Here is a 25,189-nt window from a genome sequence, read left to right on the forward strand (position 1 = left end):
TAGACAACATTATAATGAAAAAGTCGCTTGTTTCCGTTTTTTTTCTTTTTTTATTCATTCTCTCTTCTCTCTATGCGCAGATCGCGAAAGAGCCTAAGGTTATTACCATCAATTCCGTGCGCATCATGGAGGTGTTCAAAAAAGAGAATAAGGCGCAGTATGGTACTAAACCGGATAAAAGCGATGAGAAAGCGGATACAAATAGCAGCGAAGATAAAACAGACCAAGGAAACGGGGGGAGTGCAGCTTCTCCTCAAGCATCATCTCGGGCAGAGGTACCTACTGCGGATGCTGCTGCAAAGCAAGCGGATGCCGGTAAGCAATCCGCAGCCGATATATCTGCCGGTAGGATAGATGCGGAATCTCCGGAAGAACGAACCAATGACACAGAAAACACATCTGATACTCAAACTCAGGTAACAACCGAAGAGGCTCAAAAGGCTGTTGAAGAAAAAAAAGACAATATTATTGTGTTTACCGGCGGCGTTTCGCTTTCGGTAAAAGAAGGCTCCTCCGTTTCTACGATTGAGGCGGATAAGTTGGTGTATAACCGCTCCGAAAATACGATTGAGGCGGAAGGGAATGTCCGGTATAGCAGAAAGACCGGTGGTTCCGATGGCGCAGAAGAATTTATCGGCGAATTATTGTTATTTAATATCGATGAAATGGAAGGTATATTCCTCGACGGTACGATTAAACAGGCACCTCGGAAACAAGGTCAAAACCCTTTTACTATTCAATCGGCAACAGTCGGACGCGATTCGAGCGGTGCAACAGGATTTAAAGATGCCGTACTAAGCACAAATCCCGATCCGGACGAAGAACCGCTGTGGTCTATCCGCGCAAGCCGGATTTGGATGTTGCCGGGTAATGAACTGGCTTTTGCTAACGGTTATTTCTCCATTGGAATTGTACCGATATTGTATCTACCATTTTTTTATCATCCTGCCGATGAAATGCTTTTCCACCCCGTGTTCGGTTTTCGCAATAGGGAAGGGTACTTTGTACAAACGACAACGTATTTACTTGGCCGGAAACCACTCGATACCGATTCAAAGAAATCCGGTTCATTCTCTAATTTTATGAAAAGCGATCGGCTTAAAAAACAAGAACGGATTGGGTTGTTTTTTAAGAATATGGAAGAAGATGCGACCGATATCAGCCCTGCATATATTAAACTCATTGCAGATACTTATTCACAGCTCGGCGGTTTAATCGGCATAGACGGAAAGACAGTCCCTAAAAATACGCCGATTAGACAGCTTGATTTTTCACTTTTTTTTGGGATGTCTCGAACACTCTTTCCTCTGAATAGAGTCGGCAGTGGCGGTATTTCACATAGTACCTATGATACACATGGAAAAAGACATTACAATAAAAGCTTTTTTATGGGAATGCAGGTACCGTTTCGGTACAGAGCACATATCAATTTTGGAATTTCGCAGGCACCGTTTCAACTTTCGATAAATATGCCCTTTATTTCCGACCCTTATTTTAAGAAAGATTTTTTTGACCGATCGGAGGATATGAATTGGTTTAATTATCTTTTGAACAAAGAAAATTTAGCAAAAGGAGCTGATATTGGACGTGAAACCTCCTTTTCTTGGAAAATAAATAGCTCAATACGGCCGTCATTTAAGAAAATTAGTCCTTGGATTTCTTCCTTTAATTTGGATACAGCATCATTGACCGTTGATTTTTCTTCAAAAACTAAGCAATCAGTTACTCCTGAAGAGTTGCATGCTCCCCAGAAGGATTTCTTTTATCCGTCACTTTTTAAACCGGAAGGAAAAATTTCAATTTCAGGAACCCTTTTATCCAATACTATGTTTAATGAAGCGCCGGTGAAAAAAAATCCCGACGTGGAAGGTATCGCCCATCCGTTTATAACACAAGATAAAACAGCATCGGAAACATCGGAAACCGAAAATGCTAATTCGGCACAGGCAGAAAATCAAAAAAAAGACAAAATGGAATTTCTTGATACTTTTATTCCGGTGTTTAAACCGGTGTACGGCAAAGAATTCGATCATAGTATCACATATTCGCTCAGTTATTCAGGTGATTTTTCTGCATTACAGGAAACAACCTTTGCTTCTTCGCAGTGGCATAATCCCGAAGACATAAAATGGAAGGACTATGAATCGCGATATTATCAATTAAAGGGGAGCGCCGGTTTAAGAGGTACGCTATCCTATTCGCAAAATCTTATTTCGCTTTCGAGTAACCTTATTATTTCAGGAAATTATCAGCGGCATCCTTGGACACGGGATGTAAGTAAAAAGCCGATTTTAGAACTCAATAACTTTAAATCGAATGTGTACACGTTGAAGAATGAAAACTCAGTAACCGTCAATCCTTTTGTGTATACCGATTTATTTAAACCCATATCATTTAGTTGGAGTATCACGGAAATTTTAGCAAAAAATACATTTACCGGTACTTATAGTAATCCTAAATGGGAGACACAGAGGGTAAAGTGGAATAAAGATTTTATCACTGCCCATACTGGCTCGGCGGTATTTGGTGTTATACTTGCAGAAAAATATACGCAAAAACTCACCTTTTCCGTTAACCTTCCTCCATTGCTGCAAGCCTATAGCACTTCGCTCAATGTGTCATTTCCTTATGGAACCTTGGCTGCTTCGACAAAACTGTTTGAAAAAGAAAAAACAAAGAAAAAATGGTTTTGGGATCCGTTTAAAATGGAACTGAATTGGGCTTTGCCTTATGATATAAAAATGGCACAGACATATATTTATAATATTGAAGATAAAAAGAATGAGCGGCTGCATATCACTTTTGGATGGAAATATATTTCCGCCTTTTATACCCAAAGCAGGGAAGTACCGCAAAAGCTTGTACCGGGAAGCGGATGGGTATTGAATGGTACGGAAAAACGGTTTATTCCCTTTGCTTTGGGATTTTCGTTTTCCAACACTTCCAATCCTTTTACTATTTACGCATGGAAAAACCGTATCAAAATACAGCTTGGATTGTCGTCAACTTTACAGTTTAATTTAGTCCGTATTACCGACAGCTATTTTACGTTTGCACCTAAGATCATTTTTAATATCCATGAATTTTGGGATTTTTCTTTTGGCTCATCAAGCAGAAACGATGTTATCGCGCGGTATTTTCAAAAAGCACTCAATTTGCCGGTTGTTATTCCCGGTAATACCAATGTACTTACCGATTTGGCTCAGTCATTTTATTTTTGGGATAGGTCAAAACGGGAAGCTTCAGGGTTTAAACTGCAATCGCTTGATATAGGTTTTACCCACTATCTCAAGGATTGGACATTAAAACTCAACTGTGAAATTAAACCTCAGGTAAAGAATACAGGTTCCCGTAAATATTATGAATTTAGTCCGACCATCACCTTTGCCGTAGCATGGAATCCCATTAGCGATATAAAAGTTGAAGCGAAAAAGAAAGAAGGAAAATTCTCCGTTGAACGCGGCGCGATACAATAGGGCATCTTCTAAAAACACGGTTAGCTTTTAGAAGATGCCTGCTGTTTTACGAAGGAACGACAGTTGAAGCGCCTCTTTCCGTCATCGTTAAAAACAAATGCTCAAGCGAATCGTTTGTGCCGCGCTGTGCTTGCAGTTCAGGCAGCGACCCGCAAAACAGCATCTGCCCTTTGTTGATAATCGCGAGTTTATCGCATACCTTTTCGGCAATTTCCATAATATGCGTGGAAAAAAACACCGTCTTTCCCGAATCGGCGTAGCTCCGCATCAGAGTTTTCAGGCGGAACGCGGATTGAGGGTCAAGCCCGACAATGGGTTCATCCAAAATCCACAATTCCGGCTGGTGGATAAGGCTTGCCGCAATGAGCAGCTTTTGCTTCATTCCGTGCGAAAAACTTGCGATGCGCGTGTTCAGTACCGTATCGATTTCAAAAAGCGCGGTATACTCCGCAATCCGCTTCTGCCGCTTTTCGGTAGAAACACCGTACACATCAGCCACAAAGTTGAGGTATTCGAGCGCCTTAAACTGCACAAACACTTCGGGATTGTCCGTTACATACCCGATTTTCCGCTTTGCTTCCAGCGGATATTTCAGTATATCGGTACCGCCGATGAGAATATCCCCCGAATCGGGCGCAATGACACCGGTGATCATTTTGATGGTCGTCGTTTTTCCCGCTCCGTTCGGCCCCAAAAAGCCGAAAATCTCTCCAGTTTTCGCCTCAAAAGAGAGGTTATCAACCGCCTTTCCCGCCGACCGTCCATACGTTTTTGAAACATTTCGTATTGTAAGCATCTTGCCACCTTAGTTAATTGATAATTTGTAATGGTTAATGTGTAATTTGTAATTACTGTATACTGTGCTATCTATAAGGTGGGGGAAGTCTCCCCCTGAGCTCCGGCTCTTGCCGCCTTCTCTGTCGTATCGGAGCAAGGATTTTCGGTTCCCCTCAAATCTTGCTTCTTTTTGGTACAAGCGGCGGCAAGTATCCTCCGCTACCCCCTCTTTTAATAATTGGTAATGGGTAATTAAATTAAGAATTATGAATTAGTTCAGGTCTTCTATTTCTTCATGGGAGAGACCGGTCATCTTTGTAATCATATCAATATCAAAAGCTTCAAGCTTCATTAGTTTTGCCGTTTCGAATGCTTTTTGGCGGGAACCTTGAGATATTCCTTGGGCAAAAGCTATTCTGCCTGCTTCTTCTCTCTGTACTGCAATATCCGTATCATAGTCATATTCGGCTATTAACATGTTGATTACCTCCCGTGCCTTTCTTTGTAGGTATTCTTTTAAGATGCCTTTTTCTATACATATTTTTACCGCATTAGTAAAGCCGTTTTCAGGGTCGAGTTGTGTTTGGATTCTCACTTCTTCTACAAAAAGGCTGTATTCGTCGAGCGTTTTACACGTCTTGAGTATTTCGCCGCCTTTATCTTTATTTATATTCAGTACCCGTACTGTCAGCTCCAGTGGTACCTGTTCAGGTTTTGTAATAAAAGCATCGGATAGTTTGAGCGTTATCGTTTCCGGATAATCTTCTATGCCATTGTAAAATACATAGAACTCAGGTGTCGGTATTTTTGATAGTGTTCTTAAATACCTGTCGGTTGGTTTTTGCAGTTTTTCATACAGTCTTGCGATGTATTGTAAAAAGCGTAAGGGCATATTCTCGTTTATTGTCGATTGATGTTCTGCCAATACAATAATCTTATCGTCTACAAGGCAGGAAACATCATTAATAATGTTCATGTACATTATATTATCAAGCCTTATATTTTCTACAGGACAGGAAAGCGGTAAATTAGTATGATGCAAGGCATTGTAAAGAGATAAAAAGTTTTCTTTAGCCTTTTCATCTTCACTGAATAGGTCAACAAATACCGAATCTTTGTATTTTCTGTTTGCTGTAGTCATAGCGGTTTACTCTCACAAGCGGTATTATAGCACAGATTATAGGATTTTGAAATAGGATTTTGAAATGGAATTGTTGAGTTAAAACGGTTGCTATGGTGTTTTTTTATAACAACCATAGCATAAAAAATCCCTCTGGTGTGGTTTCCATAATTACCCATTACCAATTAAAGGAATTATCAATTATCCATTGTTTACCTATCACCGATTGATTACTGCGCACTTCTAAAGCTTTTCGATTTCTTCAACAGAAAGACCTGTTCCTTCGGCTATTTTAGCAATGTCGATTCCAAGGCGCTTAAATGCTACGGCCGTTTCACGCTTCGTTTGGTATGAGCCTTCTGAAAAACCTTGTTCAATACCTTGCTCAATACCTCGTTCAATGCCTTCGGCAAAGGCGATTTCATGTTCTTCGGCTCGCTGTACTGCAATATCTGTTTCATAATCATATTCGGCTATTAACAATATTTATTACCTCCTCTTTCGCAAATATGCGGGCATCTGCGTTGTCACTACGCCGAAATAAATGCTCAACGTATACCCGATACGTCTCCGCTTTATTTCGGCTAAGTTCCTAGCATCTGCTCCGCCTATTTGCAAAAGGCGTTTCAGGACCGTCATGGATGCCGCTACTGAACATCCTCAACGTGTCAGAACGGACACGGATGTCCGTGGTGTAAGTCAGCAACGAGTTTAGACGTAAGGCTAAACTCGCAGTTAAAAAATATACACGGATGTATATTTTTTAACGTGCCTGCGGTACTTTTTTGCCTAACTCCTTGTATCTACACCATCTATTTCCAAAAGGCTTTTCAGAACCGCCACGGACGGCGGTGGTTCTCAACAGTAGCGATGTTTCGGCCAAAGCCGAAACTCGCTCTTTCCAGCGTACAAGGATGTACGCTGGAAAGAATATACCATAAATTAGTAGATCTTTAAAGGAATTATGAACGATACCTCCTATACTTACAAAAAAACCGCCCCCGAGTCGAAGTTTTCTCCAACGCGAAAGCGGCCGGGGCTGTCCAAAAACTGAAAGCCTATCGGCTTTTTCTGTAAGGAAATTATTCATTATATCCGCTAAAGCGGATGGCGAAACAGTTTTTGGACAGTTTCCTTAGATTTAGATGCGATGTTGTGATGAAAAATGTACCTCCTTGTACATTTTTCATCGGCGAGTTTCGGCAAAGCCAAAACATCACTACTGAGGCAAACCACTGCCATCCATGTCCGTTTTGCAAAGCTGCCACGGATGGCAGTGGAACTAAGCAGAAGCAAGTTTTCACAAGAAAACTTGCAGTCAAGAAATTGACATGGAGGTCAATTTCTTGACGTTGACTTAATTTTAAACTCGCTATCAGCTATGCTGATGACGATGTCCAAAAAGTAACCAACTTTTGAGACATCCCCAATTCCCCATTCTCTTAAATGTCTTCCCCGAATCCGAAGTGATTCGCTTTTTGCATCTTCCAGTGCTTTACATCTCTTGCGTTCTCAAAGGCTTTTTTAAGGCTTTCGGGAGTGCTGAAGTCTTTGCAGTTCTCTTCGGTAACGCCTGCTCGGTCGGCATAAAGCAGAGCCTTTGCCTTGTCGCTTACCTCACGTGCCGGCAAATCGTTAAAGAGCTTTGTGAAGGCATCGGCATTAAGCTTATTTTTGTAGCATTCCAGCTTTTTCAAAGCGGTGCAACTTTGCACGTTGAGGGCAGTGAGCTGATTATTGGAGCAGTACAGCTGTTGTAATTTAGTTAAGCCTTGCACGTTAAGGGTAGTAAGCTGATTGGTGTGGCAGATAAGTTCTTGCAAAGCAGTTAAGCCTGACACATCAAGGTCGGCAAGCTGATTGTCATCGCAGTAAAGCTTTTGCAATGCAGTTAAGCCTTGCACGTTAAGGGTCTTGAGCTGATTGCTTTGGCAGTCAAGCTCTTGCAATGCGGTTAAGCCTGACACGTCAAGGGCGGTGAGCTTATTGAACCGGCAGTTAAGCTTTTGCAAGGCGGTACAGCCGTGCACGTGAAGGGCGGTAAGCTCCTTATTGCTTTGGCAGTCAAGCTCTTTCAAAGCAGTTAAGCCCTGCACGTTAAGGGCGGTAATCTTATTGCCTTGGCACTCCAGCTTTTGCAATGCGGTTAAGCCGTGCACGTCAAGCTCAGGTATCTGATTGCTTCTGCAGTTAAGCTCTTGCAAATCCTTTAAGCCTTGCACGTCAAGGGCGGTGAGCTGGTTTTTGGCACAGTCAAGCTTTTGCAAGGCAGTGCATCCTGACACGTCAAGGGCAACCAGCGATCTATTGCTAGTGTCTTCTGAGCCTCTACAGTTAAGCTCGGTGAGCTCTCCTATTAGGGCAATTTGTGTTCCCGCCACTTTTGCGGTCAGTGTGGTTTCCGCCTCGTTTGCAAGCTCGGTTACGGTGCAGCCTTCCACAGTTATGGGCTTGCCGTCAGCTGTCTTTGCCTTCACTTTGACGGTGTTTTTGCCTGCCTCAAGGGTGAGGAGGGCTTTTTTTGGCTCAAAGCTTACGGTAACGGCGGCAGGCTTTGTTACAGTAAGCGTGTATTCCGTGTTTGTGCCTGCTTCGGCGATGGCTGTTCCGTCAAGCGTCCAACCCTTTACACGATAACCAGTGGCCGGCGTTGCGATAAAGGCTACGGTTTTGCCGTGCTCAACGGCTATGGGACTCATCTCCGTTTCCGCTACGCCGTCCGCCGTTGCTTTAAGCGTGCCTCCGGCGCCGTCTACGTTGAAGGTTACGGGGTATTTGTTTATCTTCCACTGTGCCGTGTATTCCGTATTTATGGCGGGGAATGCTAAAGGGGACGGCGGAGCGGGAGACCATCCTTTAAAAGCGTAACCCTCTCGTTCGGGAGCGGGTGCGGTCAAGGCTGTTCCGTATTTGCCTGTTTTTATGATATCGGCCGTATTGCCGCTGACATTGCCGCTTGCAAGTTTAAAGGTTACGTTCACCGTATTGCGCTCGTAATAGAGTTCTACGACGGTGCTGCTGTCAGCATTTATCGTACCTTCTGTCTGTACGGTGTTGTTTACTTTGGTAAGCGCAGACTTGTAGGTAAAGCCTGTGTAGTTTTTTGCCGTGTATGCGGCGTTGGCTCCTACCGTGCCGTTTTGATTTTCGCTTTCTGCCGGTTCTGCAGGATAGCCGCCTTCTATTTTTTCCTGATAGTGTTTTACCGTATACGAGGCTTTGCCGGGCGGGAGTTTTTCAAAGCTCACCTTTACGGTTACCGCTTTCTCAATTTTAAGCTGATAAGAATTGTCGGCGCCGTTTACCGGTTTGCCGTCAAGCGTCCAGCCCTTTACTTTGTAACCCGTGTCAGGCGTTGCGGTAAAGGTTACAGTTTTGCCTTGTTCGACGGTAGTATCAGTTTTTATTTCCGTTTCACCTATCTTTGCGGTAAGGGTGCCCCCCCCCCGTCTACGTTAAAGGTTACCTTGTATTTGGCCGTTACCGGCTTATTTCCGTTTGCATTGGGGCAGCCGGTAAAAAGCAGTGTCAAAAATGCAGCTATGATGAGCGCCGCGGCTCCTCTCAAGGTGTGCGCCTTTTTGCCGGTTCTCAATTTTGTCATATAAACCTCCTGTCTTTTTAATGGGTAATTGGTGATGTGTAATTACAAATTACCCATTACGCATTATCAATTAACAATTATCCATTATGTATGATAGTATGTATGATAGAAAAAATCTTCTTAATAAAGCAATTTTAATGAAAAAAGAACTCTGGTTGCTTAAAAAGAACCATGGTTACAGTAAAAGATCGTAACACCGGTGGTCATTTTGATGGTCGTCGTTTTTCCCGCCCCGTTCGGCCCCAAAAAGCCGAAAATCTCTCCAGTTTTCGCCTCAAAAGAGAGGTTATCAACCGCCTTTCCCGCCGACCGTCCATACGTTTTTGAAACATTCCGTATCGTAAGCATATTTTTACCTTCCCTAAAATGCAACAGTTGAACAAAGTGTGAACTTTGGAAACTGCTGCATTGGTGCGCGGAACGCGCATACGTTAATAAGCGAGTTTGCGTTAAGCAAACTCGCCGTGTTTTTCAGCCGCGCTATTTCAGCGGCTGAAAATAAACCTTCCATTTGTGCAAAATTTTATCTAAAATTTTGCACAATTTTTTTCAGAAAAAGGGCAAACGCTTTAGACGAGTAAATATAAATCGCAAAATCAGGAGGTTGGGCAAGCATTTGAACCGCGAAGAGGTTCAACTCTGCTTGAACAGCTTCCTGATTTTGCGGGGAAATTTTAAAAGCGTCTGATGCGTTTGCCCTGAGTTTTTACAGGTTTTTATCCATTTTGAAGCTGAGCTTTGAGTAGTTAAATGATTCCAGCATCAGCTGCGCGATCAGGTCTTTGGTCTTTTTAATGACGTAAGCGGCGGTCTTTTCGTTTTCTGCGGTAAGGAATTCGGTCAGTTTTTCTCCGGTTAGGGCTTTGCCAGCTTCGGTAACCTCATAGACTCGTTTAAACCCGTAGGTTTGCATCTCGTTCAGATAGGTTGTATTTGCATCGCGGAATGCCGGATAGCGGCTTTCGGTCAGGAATCCGAGGATTTTAAACAGCCAATAGGCGTTTTCGAGCGAAACGGTCGCCGTCTTTTTTTTATAGATTTTCGGCGTGTCGTTGATATTGGTAAAAAACGGCACATAGGGGGTAAAGGCGGTGGTGCCGAATGCGAGCCACTGGATAGCAGCCATGCCTTCCGGTACGCCGGGACGCAGCTGGAGAATATGGGATTCCGCCGTGCGGGAAAGGGAGATGCCTCTAAACCGTGTTTTTTCGTAATCGGTTCCCGCCTTACCGAGCGGATCGTAGACGGTTTCGTTGTAATGCGAACTCAGGATATACTGAACATCTTCTACCGAAATCAACCTGCTCGCCTTTCTGATAAAGGGGATATCGTTGGATACGGGGCTTTGCTCTATTTCGGGGTTTAGGTATTTTTGCGCGAACCATGCGCGCGGCGTGTTGTACACACGGTCTTTCTCGGTTGAGGTACCGAAAATATGCCGGAAGTTAAAACCTGCGCGGTCGGGATTGAGCTTATGCGCTTCGACAAATGCCTGAATACCGTCCGCCCACATAAAATCACGCTCGTTTGAAAAATCGATGGTTTCGATACAGACCTGATTGGGCGCAACCGCATAGCAGTCGTCAGGGATGCGCTGCGCGACCCAGTAATGTCCGCACGGGATTTCCATATACCATGCTTCGTCCGCATCGGCAAACAGGATACCGTTGCCTTCCGCCGAACCGTACTGCGCAATCAATTTTCCTAAAAAGGCGACCCCTTCCCGCGCGGAATTGATAAACGGCGCTACGATGTTGTGGATGGCATCTTCTCCGATGCCATCCGGCACGAGCGGATCAAACGCAAGTACGCGCGGGTTGCCGTATACGCTTTCGGTGGAGCTGACGGCAATATTCTTTTCGTTGATGCCTGCTTCTCCGTATTCTCCTTCATCGCCCTTCAGCAGCTGAAATGCCTGAGGCGTAGAAGTACAGCGGAGCGCCTTCTCCGGCAGCGCAACGGTAACGCCGGTGTTCTTCGACGTATAAGTACGGTTTTTTACCTCGCTTGCAGGCATCACGGTAAACAGCTTAACCGAAACCGCTTCGTGAAAGTCCTCGTTACGGGCAATCATCACCGAACCGTCAACTGAGGCCTTTTTACCCACCAATATGGTGGTACAAGATTGATGATGTGTGTTGTTCATATAATGTAATCTCCTATAAAACCTTTTAGACTTAATGTACAAGAAGAGTGCTTTTACTGCGCATCCCTAAGCGACTGACATGCATCGCAGAGGATACGTGTCAGGTATTCTTTATTCCGATAGAGCTCCGGATCTCCCGAAGGACAGCATACGGGGTGTAGTGCGGCAAGCAGTTTGCCAAGGGTATCGCGGCCGTATTCTTCATGGTTTTGCAGGCGAAGAATTTTCGGATAATCGGTCGGCTCGGTGTACTCCGTTTCCGAAGTGAGCGGCTCTTCCAATCGTTCTCCCGGACGTACCCCGATGATTTCTATCGGTATGTCCTTCTCGGGTTCGTAGCCCATGTACCGTATCAGTTGGCGGGCGGTTTCCAGAATATTGACCGGCTCGCCCATATCCAGTAGGTATGACTGCCCGTTGATGCCCACTCCGCCCGTCTGTAGTACTAGCGAACAGGCTTCCGGTATGGTCATAAAAAAGCGCATCATATCGGGTGAGGTTACCGTTACAGGGCCTCCTTTTTTTACCTGTTCGACAAAGAGCGGAAAAATCGAGCCGCGCGAACCGAGTACATTTCCGAACCGGACAAACATATAGGCATAATCCGGACTGCCGTATTTTTCTTTGACGCGCGCGGCGGCTTCAAGTACCATCTTCTCGTTGAGCATCTTCGAAACCCCGTAAATCGATACGGGATTAACAGCCTTATCCGTCGAGATAAGCACAAAGCGTTTGACACCGTTTTCGATACAGGCGTCGAGCAGGTTCTTGGTGCCGAACACGTTGTTTTCGATGACGGCGACGGGGTTTGCTTCCATCAGCGGTACGTGCTTGTAAGCCGCCGTATGGAAAACCGCATCGCAGCGGAGCTTCTCAATGATATACTGCATATAATCACGGTCTTTCAGCTCGCCTACGATGGGCACGATCGTCGCCTTGTCGCCGACCCCTTCTTCCTGTAAGAGGCGCAGCTCCTTATCGATTTGGTAGATTGAGTTTTCCCCATGCCCGAATAAATAAAGTCGCTCGGCTCCGCCTGAAAGGAGCTGGCGTGCAAGCTCACTGCCGATGGAACCTCCTGCGCCGGTAATCAGTACCCGCTTTCCGCGCAGATAGGCGAGGCTGTTCTTTAAGCTGATTTTTATCGGTGTGCGTCCGAGCAGGTCTTGCGGGTTAATTTCACGAGCCTGCACGAGGTGCGCATTGCCGTCTACAATCTGCGAAATACCGGGCAGTAATTTGATGATAGTAAATCCCGCCTCTTTTACAATCGCATATATTTCGCGTAATCGCTCTGCTTTTATGCTTGGGATAGCAATCAACAGTTCATCCCGCGCCTCTACTCTGATAAGGCGGGCAACATCTTGAATCGGTCCGAGCACCGGAATCCCTTCAATCTTACTGCCGATTTTCTGCGGATCATCGTCAAGGAACGCTGCGACGCGGCCGAATATACCTTTTCGTTTTATCTCATGGGCAATCATGGTGCCCGCTAGCCCCGCCCCGATAATATACACGGTCGGCTGTACTTTATTACTTTGCGCTGTCATCTCTCCCCTCCACCTAAACCGGCAGCTGCCGGCTCTATCACATCAAAAGCCAAATCGATGGGAAAGCTGTCGGTGTACATATCGAGCAGTACCTTAGCCCGTTGCTTTCTTCTATCAACTTTGATAATTTTTCCTTCAAGCCCTTTCAGCGCCCCTTCTACAACACATATCCGTGCATTCGCGTCAAAGTATACTTTAGACGGAGCAGTAACTTCTCCGAACGAAAGAAAATGGCGCAAAAGCGCGAGGTCATTATCGGCAAGCGGCAGCGGATTTTGATTATTCGGCAAAAAATGATAAAAATTCGGTGTCTTACGCAGCTGCCAGCAAAGCGGAAGCGATAAGTCATCGAGTTCTAAAAAAATATAGCCGGGAAAAACCGGTGCATCAACTTTATGCCGTATACCTTTCTTTTTAATATACAGTACGCGGCGTGGAAAATAGGCTTCTATTTCATGGTTTTCTTCATTTAGTTTCCGTATTTTCTTTAACAGCTCCGGTTCCTTGCCCGTTTTTACCTGCACTGCATAATAATCCATAGAGTATTCAGTATAACATAAAAGAAAAAAAAGCTCTATTGGGCAAGACAAGGCAAACATTTTAGAAATTATCCTAGACATAACCTCATTTATATAGTAGGCTAAGAAAATTTATTAAAGTTGCCGTACCGGAATATAACAGTCAAGGATTGAATTGTGAAAATTAAAAATAGAGTGTTCATTCTTATGCTGCTTACCGTGACTCTTTATACTATTTCTTGTACAAAGGAAGCTCGGCTTTATGCCTCAAATGGAATTTATGATATCTCAGATATTGATAAAGATACGGTCTATTCGCTAAAAGGTTCATGGGCTTATGCAGAAAAAGAGTTTGTTTCTGCAGTTATGCCTCTTGAGATGTATACACATTTTCAGCCGATTGAATTTAGCTGGACAACGTATACGCCTCCCCAGCCGGTACAAGGATATGCTACGTATGCAGTTAGAATCTGCGGATTTGAGCCAGAGAAAATATATGCGATTCGTTTTACACGTACATCATCGGCTTTTACCGTATATCTAAACGGCAACTTATTTTATACATCGGGAGTTCCCGGAAAGAGTTTTAAAGAAGAAATATTTGATTGGCATGACGATACGGTTATCTTACCGCTTAATAATGAAACTGAAGCGACTATTGTCGTTCATTTATCGAACTTTCATGATAGAAATCCCGGGATGGAAGCGCCTTTCCTTTTCGGTCTTTATTCAACATTGCAAACAAGAACAGTATTGGATAAACTTGTTTCCTCTAGTATATTTTCTGTCCTATTCAGTATGGCTACTTTCTTTGTTTCTTTATTTCTCTTTTATCGGAGAGAAACCACTGCCGGCATCTTCGGATTGCTTTGTTATAGCTTTGCTATTAGGACACTTTGTTACAATGATTTTTTGTTAAGAGATTTTTTTCCGAATGTATCGGCAGATATTATGTATAGGGTAGGGTATTTGACGTTTCCACTTTGTGCCATCTTTACATTCCTTTTTATTCTTAATCTGTTTATCAAAAAACCGTCAAAGTTTTTTTATTTTTTGACTATTCCATTGTTCTTGTACGTTTTAATGACCCTCATTACGCCATTACCGGTATTTGTCGGAGCATTACTGATTGTACAGCTGTATATTTTATTCCTTTCATCAATTGTATGTGCGGTAGTTGCTCATGCGTTAATTAAACGAAAACCATTCGCACTGACATTTTTAATTTCATTTTTATTGTTTATCAGTGCAGCAATATTTGACGGTTTAATTTCAAACGGTCTTATTAATGCTCCCTTTATTTCTCATTTTGGACTATTACTGCTGATGATTCCGATGGCATTTATTGTTATTAAGCATTTTTCTGAAGCTTTCAAAACACAAGAACAGATGATTGAATCGATTCAAAAGACAAATATATCTTTTCAACGATTCTTTCCGGATGAGTTCTTGCAATTTTTAAATAAGAAAAACGTTACGGATGTTTCGCTTGGCGATAATATTGATAAAAATATGTTTATTGCTTTTATCCATCTCGGTATTAAAGCCAAGCTTTCATCAAGTAGCGCACGTGAAGAACTGTTAATTTTATATAACACCATCATTCAGGCTGCTAATCCTATTATTAAAAAATATAACGGATTTATTGATAAGTATTTAACAGACGGATTAATGGTTCTTTTTTATGGCACTGCAGAGGAAACAGTAGATTGTATTATTGAAATTACACAGCTTATTAAAACAATTAATATACATAGGCAGGAACAATCCTTACCCCCACTTCAGATCTCATCAGGAATTCATTATGGAAAATTAATGATGGGTACTATTGGCGAGTCGGAACGAATGGATACAACGGTTATTTCCGATGTGGTAAATATTTCTTCTCGAATGTACAGCTATGCAACTGAAAAAAAGGTTAATATCATTATCAGTGAAACTGTTAGGGAGCAGCTTCTTGAAAGTTACTGGCGTACCCATACCTGCTTTTATTACGGAAAAATAAAGTTCAAGGGTAAAAGAAATTTAATAAATGTTTATGAGGTTAATCTACTATGAAAAAGATACTTCTCGGCGCGTCTCCCTTCTTCTGTATGTTCCTTATGCTAACATTTATTAGTAGAGAAAAGCCGATACAGAACCTTAGGGAACATACGGTAACAGTTCAGCATGGGTTGTTAACATTGCCAGCGCATAACGATCGGGATGTGTTCAATATTAAAGGTCAATGGCATTTTACCCCTCATCAGTTCTATTATTTTAGGGATAATACACGACCGTTATATGCACCATTACCGGGAAGACTCAGTGAAACTTCATTGAAAAACGACTTAGGGTATGCCTCATACGGGCTGCGTGTCGTAGGGCTCAATCCGAATAGAGTATATGGTCTGCAAGTCAATCATATTCTTTCAAGTTGTACTATTGTTATTAACGGTGTTGATAGGGCAGGGCAGGGGCAACCCGGTATTTCGGCTAAAACAGAAATACCCGGAAAAACAATCAGTATCGCAACTTTTAAGCCGTCAAAAAACGGTACGGCTGATATTATCATAAATATATCTAATTTTCATAACCGATATGGAGGAACAGACAAATCGATTATCCTCGGTTCCGCTGAGATGTTAAATCGATCTTTTGTATTCAATCTTTTATTTTATAATATTGCATCAACGGTACTGCTATTGTTCAGTATGTTTTTTATCATACTGCATTTAAATTATAAAAAAATGCCCTATATACTGTGGTTCGCATTTACTGCTATAACGATTAGTATCCGAATTAGTGTATTCTATCCGCATATTCTTGCTTATATTTGGCCTGCAATTCCATGGAAGTTGTATTTTATTTTACGCTATACCTCAATGCCATTAGCAGCATTATTTTTTACGATATTTATTAATAAGATGTTTAATATTCAGTATAAATTTGTTTATCGGGGTATTATTGTACTTTGCCTATTATCAACTGCTTTTATTGTTACAGCTCCTACGCTTCTTGTATCCTGTTATTTATATATCCAACAAGCACTTTTATTCATTGCTATCATTTATGATGCGGCGATTATTATCCGTGCATTAGTTAAAAGAGAAAAATCTGCCGTATGGATTGCCCTTGTATTATGCATTCTTGCCGGTTTTGCATTATATGATACACTGGTAAGCCAATGGGTTGTTTCGGGGAAATTGCTCCTGCAAGAAGGCGCAATGGTTGCAATTATTATTGCCGTTATTATGAGTATTGACGGATACGCGAAAGCAATACATCAAATTGAACAGCTGGTAGAGGAACTGAAAAAAATTCAAACAGCGTTACGCCGATTTTTCCCCAATCAATTACTGATGTTTCTTCAGAAAAACAGTATTACTGAAATAAATACCGGCGATTCCTCGGAATTGTCTATGACTGTACTTTCAATTGATATTCGGTCTTTTACCAGCATATCGGAACAACTTGAACCTGATGAAGTATTTGTATTGCTTAATAAATATTTTGCATTAGTTGCTCCTATTATTCGAAAATATGGCGGTGTTATTATGAAATTTCTCGGTGACGGTTTTACCGCATTATTTTCCGAGAAACCTGATGCGGCAGTATTATGCGGTATTGAAATTCAGAAAAAGCTGCAAGAAGAAAATATACAATTAAGAAATCTCCCTGCAATTAGGGCAGGAATAGGAATTGATACTGGAAAAATCCTTTTAGGAGTTATCGGAAGTGATAGCCGGTTAGACAGCGTTGTTATTTCGAATACCTGTTATACGGCAGAAGAATTACAGGCTGCAACAAAAGTTTATTCTAACACCATTATTATTTCCGAATCGATTTTAAAATCACTTCAGCATCCTGAAAATTTTCACATACGGTGTATTCAAGAGGCGCCGGTTGTTACTGAAACGGAACAAACTATTATTTATGAAGTATATGATTGTGATGCGCCTGATATTCAGAGTAAAAAGCAAAAAACAGCGTCGTATATTGAAAAAGCATTAAAAAAAATCAAAGAAAAAAACTATGCAAATGCCCAAACATATATTGCAAAATCATTGGAAATATTTCCCGATGATCCGTTAGCGCTATATTATCAAAAAGAGATACAGGAGATAATATATAACCTTCTTAGAGAGAGAGGCTCTCAAAACAGCCCTTCATTCTTATACCTTTGAGTGGCTTAGATAAACCATATTGTTCAAACCCTCTAAAACTGACGTAAAGAGAGGCTCTCAAAATGACCTTTCTTTCTACATTAACAACAATATCTAGTAGACAGAACGTTCATTATTGATAGATTGAAATAGATATAAAGGCAGATATATTGTGTAGCACACAATTTTACAGTAATTTGCCTAATCTCTCTTCGATCGCATCAATACTGCTGTCAGGGGTTGAAGCCCCAGCAGCAAGGCCGATTGTTCTGTACTGATAAACTTCCTGCGGAATGTCATCGGTGGATTCGACAAGCCATGCCGGTTTATCGCTATCGAGGGCGGTTTGCAACAGACGGCGCGTATTGGCTGAATTACTGCCACCGATAACGAGTATGGCATCAACCTCTTTAACAAGTTCAAGGAGCGCCTCTTGCCGCTCGTCGGTCGCAGGGCAAATGGTTTCTAAAACGGCAAGGCTTGGAATTTTATTACGGAGAATTTCGGCAATTGCACGATATTCTTCCCGCTTAATGGTGGTCTGGGCAATAAGAACGGTAGGCGCTTTGTCATACTGTAGCTTTTCTGCTTCTGCAGCCGTCTGCACAATAATACACTTGCTATGTGGAACTGACAGGGCATATCCTTTAATCCCTATCAGTTCTCCGTGATTTTTATCTCCGGCAAGAATGACCGTATAACCTTTTTGGGAATACTGCACAGCCCTCAGCTGGCTCGCGATAACACGCGGGCAGGTTGCATCGATAATGATTGCACCGCAGGCTATCAGTTCTTGCCGTTTTTGTGGGGCAATACCGTGTGCCCTGATAATAATCGGCGACTCAGGCGTAATCTGAGATTTCAGCTCCTCGTCAGGATTAACAATGCGCACACCTCTCGCTTCTAAGAGCCGCATTGTTACCGGATTATGAATGAGCGGACCGTATGTGTAAACCGTTTTGTCAGGATATTTGGCAAGGGCGCGATATACCGCTTCCACCGCCCTTCGCACCCCCATACAATAACCAAGCACTTTCGCACGCTTCACCTGTCGATGCTGTTCTTGCGGATATGGTATCGGTGTATCGGATTGCATCATTTTATACTTTTTTATCCTTTATGCCTTAATTAAAATCTTTGATGATTTCTTTCACAGCAAAAATAAACTGTTCCAGATCGCTCTTTTCCGTGCTCTGTCCGATGGAAATGCGTACGGCATTTTGCGCAATTTCGGGATTGACGGAAAGAGCCGCCAATATCGGGCGAACTTTTTTCTTTGAAGAGCACGCCGAACCGGCTGAAACAAAGATACCGCGATCAGAAAGGCATCGTGTCATAATTTCTGCCGGAACATTTTTAAAACTTACTTGTATAATCCACGGTGAAAATGTATGGGCGCATTTAGTACTATTCGGTACTGTGTCATTCGATATTTCGACCGACGTTCTTGCAGCAGGGATAATCGAACATTCGGGGATTCGGCACAACGATTCGATGAGGAATCGAGACAACTCCCCTGCCCGCTCAAATTTTTGCTGAAAATCCGTATATGTTTTTTCAAGACAGCGGGCAAGCGCACAGGCTCCAGCAAGGTTTTCCGTTCCGGGTCGAATGTTGCGCTCCTGTGAGCCTCCGCGGATACCGGAATTTAAGGGTTGTTTTAGATATAAAAGTCCGATACCGCGCGGCCCGCCAATCTTATGGGCGCTCATCGAAGCGGAATGTACATCAGCAAGCCCAAGCTCCACTACCGGTAATTTTCCGATCGATTGCACCATATCAACGTGAAAATGAATGGGTCTTTTTCCGGCTGTGTGTGCTTTGAGAGCCTCTGCAATGCCCCGAACCGGCTGAACAGATCCGATTTCATTGTTAACTCCCATAATTGCAACCAGCATGGTATCTTCCCGTAGAGTATGCAATACTGCATCGGGGGTAATGCAGCCGCTCTTATCGGAAGGAGCTTTTAAAACCGTCCAGCCGCAGTGCTCCAATACGGCGGCTTGTTCCCGTACTGATGGGTGTTCAATACTGCTAATAACAAGACTACCGGTTGACGGACGGGTTAATAATGATAGAAGTACGAGACTGTTTGATTCGGATGCGCCGGAGGTAAAATAGAGCGTTTCGGCGGGAACCCCGAGCACTGCGGCACAGCGGCTGCGGGCTTTTTCTAGCATATCCCGTGCCTCTTTCCCGAACCGGTGTTGAGCCGAGGGATTTGCAAATACCGCCGTTGCCTCACGGTAAGCAGCTTCAATTTCATCGGTATATGGCATTGCCGATGCAGCCCAATCCAAATAAATCATATCAGTACCTCCCGTATTATAGAAGTGTCGACTTCGCGTACCTGTGTTTTGAGAATATCTTCCTGAAGAACAAGCCGAATCATCCCGCCGCGGTTCTTTTTATCCTTTTTCATACGTGCAATAATTGCATCTGCAAAAGAATCGGTGTCAACCTGTATGCCAAAGTATACAGAAGTTGTACACCAGTTGTAACAGTTGAGAATCTTTGTAAGAGATGCGGCGTGGTTTTTATCAGTGAGCTGTAGACGAAGTCCTACGGCTAAGGCGCGGGACATACCCCATGCAACAGCATCTCCGTGTGGTATAGAAAAATGAGCCAAACTTTCAAGCGCATGGGCAAAGGTATGCCCGAAATTTAAAAAAGCGCGTTCTCCTTGTTCGGTAAAATCCCGCTCGACAACTCGCGCCTTAGCCTCCGCGGCGCGACGAATTAGCCTCGAAATACAGGCACTATCTCTGTGGATAATATCATCATGTTGGGTTACAAACATTTGATACAGTTCGGTATCGTAGAGGACGGCAGTTTTCAGTATTTCCGCAAGTCCCGAACGGTATTCGGCTTCGGGTAAGGAATGGAGTACCGGAAAACAGAGGATAATCGATGAGGCGGCGTAAAACGTACCGATAAGATTTTTATAACCTGACAGATTCACCGCCGTTTTACCCCCGATGCTTGCATCGGCCATCGCGAGTACGGTTGTCGGTACAAGAATACACTGTACACCGCGCATGTAGAGCGAAGCCGCAAGGGCGGTTATGTCGCATACTACTCCGCCGCCAAAGGCGACAAAACAGGCCTGTCGGTCAAGTTCGTATTCTGCTGCTTTCTCGGCAATAAGAGCAAGGGTTCTTAAGTTTTTTGCTTCATCCCCTGCCGGCAGTACTACCAGCGGTACTTGCACGGAAAAATATTCAGCTTGTCGTAAGAGTGGGAGCGTATGTTCGTCACATACATACAATGCATTTACCCTCCCCTTTTCTTCCGAAAGTTGAGGAAGCCGAATGGTATCCGAATACCATACCTGCGTAGTCCCGTGCGGCGTAGAAAACGAAAATGATTGTGGTAATTGTTTCATTAGTTCTTTGCTAAAGTGGTAAAAGTTAGTCGGCGTGTGAGGTTGCCGGAGCCGTCGTTCGCGATATTTTTCTATTCTTTATTTTTAACCAGAGCAGTTTCTCCGTCTCGTAATGCGGATTTAAGTCTGTTCGCCAATAAAAAAACATTCGCATGCCGCGTATAAGCTGTCTGATCGGCTCAGCTGCTCTTTTGCAGATACCATAAACGGGAATAACGATAAGACCGGGTACTTCATTTGCTTCCATTGTAAATTGGATCTTTCCTTCAGGGTCTTCAAGCTGTATCCATGATACTTTATTGAATACCTCTGTCGTAAGGTTGCGCTCTTTTTTTTGGTTTTCTTCACAATCATACAGCGATAAGGAAGGCATAATGGAATCGGTTCCTTCCAATGCAATGTCGATTTCAACGACAAAATAAGCGGAAAGATTAAAAGGGCTGTCGTTTTTTAAAATATATTGAACCTGAGTTCCTTCTGGAAAAAACATATATTGTTTACGTAATGAAACAGATTGTTCGATATCAGCGTCAAATAAACCGGAAGTTGACAGTTTGAGTTCAGAACGGATTGTATTAATTTCGGTTTCCTGATACGTATTATCGGAAAACACGGTTGTTAGCGCTTCCGATTGCCCATCTTTGAGGCGCTGCAAAGATGCTTCCGATAAGAGATAATCGATAAACATCCCCGAATGATCGAGCGGCATATCTAAATAGTTTTTATAAGCGGAGAATACATCACATTCAAAAATCTTCCCACCGTGATGATGCACATACATATTTAATGATGACCGTTGAGATAAAAACTCTTTAAGGCCGTCCATATCGATATCGTACCGAGTGAGCCCTTCAGTAAATACGCCCGGTAACCGTGTCTGCTTCTCGGCAACAAGCAGCTTCCGGTAGGCAATACGGCGCAATTCATTATGATATTCCGGAATACAAGGCTCCAGTGCAAAAAGCTCGGCGTTTTGTGCTTTCCATAGCTCTTGCAAGGCATATTTTTTACGTGCCTTATCACCTTTTATACCGTTTGCCAGCATATTCACATACATCATTTTCGAATAAATTTTAAAAGCATCACGCTGCATCGTAACGGCTCGTTTTGTTGCATGTCCCGTCGGGGTATCACAGAGAATAGTATTCGGAGCAATATACATAGGTGGATGCGGATGCCGGCGCTTCATCAATTCAGCCGTATGGGTTAGCCGTATGACCGATTCAGGTTTATTACACAGCTCCACAAAGGAAGAAAACCAATTCGATCCATCTTTATTTTTTTCGAGGCATTTTATATATGTTGTAATCGGCAAAAACAGGAGACACATAGAATCGCCGGTTGAAGAAGCCTCTGCTGTTAATTTTTCATAAAATTCTTGCGGTGTACGGGTTATAAAATCAGGATCATCGGGAATATAGGGGAACGCCGTAATCGTTTTCCCCTTATCTTCAACAATTATTGAAGAGAAAAATGCATTTTGATTGTTTTGTTCCGTATCTGTCGGAAACAAGCGATAGTCCAGAAGGCAATATTCCATACCGCACCGAATAAGCGGAGTAATGAGCGATGGTGTCCAAGCAGAAGCGGTTAAAAAGATACCTCGCGGCCGCTTTCCGAAATGAGTTCTGATGACAGAAGTCATCATTTCAATTTGACCGATAACATCGGAGGCAGGTAATAGAGACAGATACGGTTGGTAGTAACCTCCGCTCAAGAGTTCAATTTGTTTGCGGGAGAGCATATTGTTTAACAGCATTGAATAAGCTTGGCGCTTCCCTTTTTGCCACTCTAAAAAGCTGCCTGTCGCAAAAATAGTTAAAGGCAGCTTTTCTTCCGCTTGAATACCGGAAAAAAAAGCTTTATACAGCGATGCATTATCGTTTTTATCAATCTGCTGCAAATAGGAGATAGAAAGCTGTACGCAAAAGCATAAATGCATATTTTTTTTTGAGGTATTCACGGATCATCCTTACTAAAACAACATTTATTGTATACTATTTTGACTGATTATGGAAGCATGAAATTTCGTATTCAGGGCAAAGTGCATCAGAAAAATTTTAAGTGAATGCATCCTTTGGTGCGGAGTTTTGGAGATATAAGGGGGAGTCCAAAATAACACCTTCAAAAACTAATGAATTTCCTTGTTTATCAGTCGATGAAAGCGTTATTTTTAGGTATTGGGTATCTCTAAAAACTCAGCCAGTTGTTAGAAACACCCAATAGTATTTTTAATGTTGATTATTGATGAGAAGTAGATGAATCCGAACTATCGGCAGCGGGCTTATCCGTTTCGACGGACATATCCGGTTCCCCAGACAGTGCAGATTCCGGCTCTGCGAGGACGGATTGCCGCGGTAACTGAGACTCCGCCTTGATAATATCCTCAAATTCTTGTTTATCGATCGTTTCTTTCTCAAGCAGTCGCTTTGCAATATAATCCAGCAGAGACTTTTTTGCTTGTAATCGGTTTACAACTACAGCGTATCGCTCTTCCATAATGCGGGCAATTTCTTCATCGATGTACTGCTGCGTCGTTTCAGAGTATTCGCGCACCAGCTGAGGGTCTCCTGCTCCGTATCCGCTGCCCCGCTTTGAAAGCGCAACGTTTTTAAAGCGGTCACTCATACCGTAGTCGGTTATCATACCGCGGATAATATCGGTAGCGCGTGACAGATCGTTTGCAGCGCCGGTAGAAACAACGCCGAACTGCACAAATTCGGCAGCCCGCCCGCCAAGCAGACAGTCAACCTCTGCAAGCAATTCCTTTTCAGTGCGCAGGAAGCGGTCTTCTTCGGGGATGTTTAGGGTATAGCCAAGCGCTGCAATACCGCGCGGTATAATGGAAACCTTATGTACCTTATCCGCCCCTTCGGTAAAGGCGGCCGTTATAGCGTGTCCGGTTTCGTGGTATGCGACGATTTGGCGTTCTTTTTCCTTGATTACCCTACTCTTCTTCTGCAAACCGGCGATGGCCTTTTCCACCGCTTCGTTGAGGTCTTCCGCAACAACTTCTTTACGACCGCCGCGTACTGCGAGCAACGCAGCCTCGTTAATCACGTTTGCAAGATCGGCGCCCGAAAAACCGCTCGTAATCCGCGCCGTATCGCTGAGATCAATTCCGCTAGAAAGCTTCACATTCTTGGCGTGTATCTTGAGGATTTGTTCCCGTCCTTTCATATCGGGGCGGTCTACCGCTACCTGCCGGTCAAAACGTCCGGGACGAAGCAACGCGGGGTCTAGAACATCAGGCCGGTTGGTTGCCGCAAGCAAAATAAGCCCTGTGCTGTTATCGAATCCGTCCATCTCTACGAGCAGCTGATTGAGCGTCTGCTCCCGCTCGTCGTTTGAATGAATGGAATTCAGACGAGACTTACCGATGGCATCCAGCTCGTCGATAAATATGATACAGGGAGCTTTTTCCCGTGCTTGTTTAAAAAGGTCGCGTACGCGGGAGGCGCCGACACCGACGAACATCTCTACAAAGTCCGAACCGCTGATTCTAAAGAAAGGAACACCGGATTCCCCTGCAACGGCGCGAGCCAGTAAGGTCTTTCCGGTACCGGGCGGGCCAACCAATAAGACGCCCCGAGGTATTTTACCGCCTATTTCGGTATATTTTTGAGGGTATTTTAAAAAGTCTACAACTTCAACCAGTTCTTCTTTTGCCTCATCAACACCGGCGACATCGCTGAAGCGGGTAGTAACTTTTCCTTCCTCGACAGCTGCGGATCGCGCTTGCCCGCCGGAAAAGATACTGCCGCCGAGACCACCGAGATTCGAGGTGAAACGCTTCATCACAAAATGCCAAAGAAGGAAGATAAAACCGAACGGCAGTATCCATTGTACCAAAAAATCGACGAGAAAGTTATTTTCTTTTGGACGTACTAAATAAATGACATTGTGCTCATCCAGCAGCTGTAAAAAAGATTCCGAATAGATCCCGACCGTTTGATAAGCGTCTCCCGTATCTGCCGACAAAAACGGCAATCTGCTGCGAGTTTGCTCACTGCTCGCCTGCGTCTTTGTTTGCCCGATAAAATACGTCGGTCCCATAATGACTTTGACGATTTCACCCGATGCAACGCGATCTTTAAACTCCGAAAAGGGAATAACATTCGCATCTTGCTTCATCAAAAACTGGTTTGCAATAAGCAGAGCGATAAACACGCCGACAATAATAGCGATAAAAGGTAATCGAGGTTTTTTTTGATCCTTGTTGTTATTATTGTTATTAGACGGTTCAGGACTTAACTTAAAAAAATTAAAGGGATCTCGTTCATTCGGATCCTGTTTATTCTTATCATCATTCTGATTCATAACTGCCATTGCCTCATCTTTTACTCTAGGATTCTGCTCAAAACTCCGGTGAAGGTAGTGGAGGTTTCCTATCTATACGAAAAACCTCTAAAAACCTCAGTTTTTAGAGGTTTTCCTTAGATGTAATTTGCGATGTTTTAATTTAAGC

Annotated in this window: 16 protein-coding genes and 2 pseudogenes; 3 read left to right on the plus strand and 15 right to left on the minus strand. The window is 43.3% G+C overall.

The window, feature by feature from the left end:
• The first annotated feature begins 14 nt into the window (after positions 1 to 14).
• On the plus strand, positions 15 to 3,476 hold the full coding sequence (locus DWB79_RS09645; protein WP_016523851.1) for an LPS-assembly protein LptD: 3,462 nt from the start codon (positions 15 to 17) through the stop codon (positions 3,474 to 3,476).
• A gap of 46 nt (positions 3,477 to 3,522) precedes the next feature.
• Here DWB79_RS09645 and DWB79_RS09650 read toward each other — a convergent pair whose 3' ends face one another.
• The 10 genes and pseudogenes from DWB79_RS09650 to loaP all read right to left on the minus strand — a co-directional run bounded on the left by DWB79_RS09650 (position 3,523) and on the right by loaP (position 13,212).
• Positions 3,523 to 4,272, minus strand: a complete 750-nt coding sequence (locus DWB79_RS09650) for an ABC transporter ATP-binding protein (protein ID WP_016523852.1) — start codon at positions 4,270 to 4,272, stop codon at positions 3,523 to 3,525.
• A 252-nt stretch (positions 4,273 to 4,524) separates the two neighbouring features.
• Positions 4,525 to 5,394 (minus strand): Rpn family recombination-promoting nuclease/putative transposase, encoded by an 870-nt coding sequence (locus tag DWB79_RS09655; RefSeq protein WP_016523853.1) that lies wholly within the window; start codon positions 5,392 to 5,394, stop codon positions 4,525 to 4,527.
• A 222-nt stretch (positions 5,395 to 5,616) separates the two neighbouring features.
• Positions 5,617 to 5,856 carry a hypothetical protein gene (locus tag DWB79_RS09660; protein WP_016523854.1) on the minus strand — a complete coding sequence of 80 codons (240 nt, stop codon included), beginning with the start codon at positions 5,854 to 5,856 and terminating at the stop codon, positions 5,617 to 5,619.
• A 959-nt stretch (positions 5,857 to 6,815) separates the two neighbouring features.
• Complete coding sequence (locus tag DWB79_RS09665) at positions 6,816 to 8,621, minus strand: leucine-rich repeat domain-containing protein (protein ID WP_016523855.1); 1,806 nt, start codon at positions 8,619 to 8,621, stop codon at positions 6,816 to 6,818.
• A gap of 45 nt (positions 8,622 to 8,666) precedes the next feature.
• Positions 8,667 to 8,795: pseudogene (locus DWB79_RS12125) on the minus strand (InlB B-repeat-containing protein); the annotation flags it as partial.
• On the minus strand, positions 8,792 to 8,977 hold the full coding sequence (locus tag DWB79_RS09670) for a hypothetical protein (protein WP_016523856.1): 186 nt from the start codon (positions 8,975 to 8,977) through the stop codon (positions 8,792 to 8,794). The pseudogene DWB79_RS12125 and the gene DWB79_RS09670, both read right to left, overlap by 4 nt.
• Positions 8,978 to 9,169: 192 nt before the next feature.
• Positions 9,170 to 9,325, minus strand: a pseudogene (locus tag DWB79_RS09675) (ATP-binding cassette domain-containing protein); the annotation flags it as partial.
• 358 nt (positions 9,326 to 9,683) lie between these two features.
• Positions 9,684 to 11,123 (minus strand): C69 family dipeptidase, encoded by a 1,440-nt coding sequence (locus DWB79_RS09680; protein ID WP_016523858.1) that lies wholly within the window; start codon positions 11,121 to 11,123, stop codon positions 9,684 to 9,686.
• A gap of 53 nt (positions 11,124 to 11,176) precedes the next feature.
• Positions 11,177 to 12,673, minus strand: a complete 1,497-nt coding sequence (locus DWB79_RS09685) for a polysaccharide biosynthesis protein (protein WP_016523859.1) — start codon at positions 12,671 to 12,673, stop codon at positions 11,177 to 11,179.
• Positions 12,670 to 13,212, minus strand: coding sequence for an antiterminator LoaP (loaP, locus tag DWB79_RS09690; protein WP_040859204.1), 543 nt, complete (start codon positions 13,210 to 13,212; stop codon positions 12,670 to 12,672). Before loaP ends, DWB79_RS09685 begins: the two co-directional genes overlap by 4 nt.
• A 156-nt stretch (positions 13,213 to 13,368) precedes the next feature.
• Between loaP and DWB79_RS09695 the strand changes: the two genes are divergently transcribed.
• A complete protein-coding gene (locus tag DWB79_RS09695; protein ID WP_016523861.1) occupies positions 13,369 to 15,249 on the plus strand; it encodes an adenylate/guanylate cyclase domain-containing protein in 1,881 nt (626 codons plus the stop codon).
• Positions 15,246 to 17,357 carry an adenylate/guanylate cyclase domain-containing protein gene (locus DWB79_RS09700; protein ID WP_016523862.1) on the plus strand — a complete coding sequence of 704 codons (2,112 nt, stop codon included), beginning with the start codon at positions 15,246 to 15,248 and terminating at the stop codon, positions 17,355 to 17,357. Before DWB79_RS09695 ends, DWB79_RS09700 begins: the two co-directional genes overlap by 4 nt.
• 166 nt (positions 17,358 to 17,523) lie before the next feature.
• Here the strand turns inward: DWB79_RS09700 and ispH are convergent, their stop codons facing one another.
• The 5 genes from ispH to ftsH all read right to left on the minus strand — a co-directional run bounded on the left by ispH (position 17,524) and on the right by ftsH (position 25,041).
• Positions 17,524 to 18,435, minus strand: a complete 912-nt coding sequence (gene ispH / locus DWB79_RS09705; RefSeq protein ID WP_016523863.1) for a 4-hydroxy-3-methylbut-2-enyl diphosphate reductase — start codon at positions 18,433 to 18,435, stop codon at positions 17,524 to 17,526.
• Positions 18,436 to 18,460: 25 nt separating this feature from the next.
• On the minus strand, positions 18,461 to 19,645 hold the full coding sequence (locus DWB79_RS09710; RefSeq protein ID WP_016523864.1) for a cysteine desulfurase family protein: 1,185 nt from the start codon (positions 19,643 to 19,645) through the stop codon (positions 18,461 to 18,463).
• Positions 19,642 to 20,721, minus strand: coding sequence for a 3-dehydroquinate synthase (locus DWB79_RS09715; RefSeq protein WP_016523865.1), 1,080 nt, complete (start codon positions 20,719 to 20,721; stop codon positions 19,642 to 19,644). Before DWB79_RS09715 ends, DWB79_RS09710 begins: the two co-directional genes overlap by 4 nt.
• 25 nt (positions 20,722 to 20,746) lie before the next feature.
• Positions 20,747 to 22,684 carry an alpha-amylase/4-alpha-glucanotransferase domain-containing protein gene (locus tag DWB79_RS09720; RefSeq protein ID WP_016523866.1) on the minus strand — a complete coding sequence of 646 codons (1,938 nt, stop codon included), beginning with the start codon at positions 22,682 to 22,684 and terminating at the stop codon, positions 20,747 to 20,749.
• A gap of 278 nt (positions 22,685 to 22,962) precedes the next feature.
• Entirely contained in the window at positions 22,963 to 25,041 is a 2,079-nt protein-coding gene (gene ftsH / locus DWB79_RS09725; RefSeq protein WP_016523867.1) for an ATP-dependent zinc metalloprotease FtsH, read from the minus strand.
• Positions 25,042 to 25,189 lie beyond the last annotated feature (148 nt).

Origin of the sequence: Treponema medium, from assembly GCF_017161265.1 — a bacterium.
Lineage (GTDB): Bacteria > Spirochaetota > Spirochaetia > Treponematales > Treponemataceae > Treponema > Treponema medium.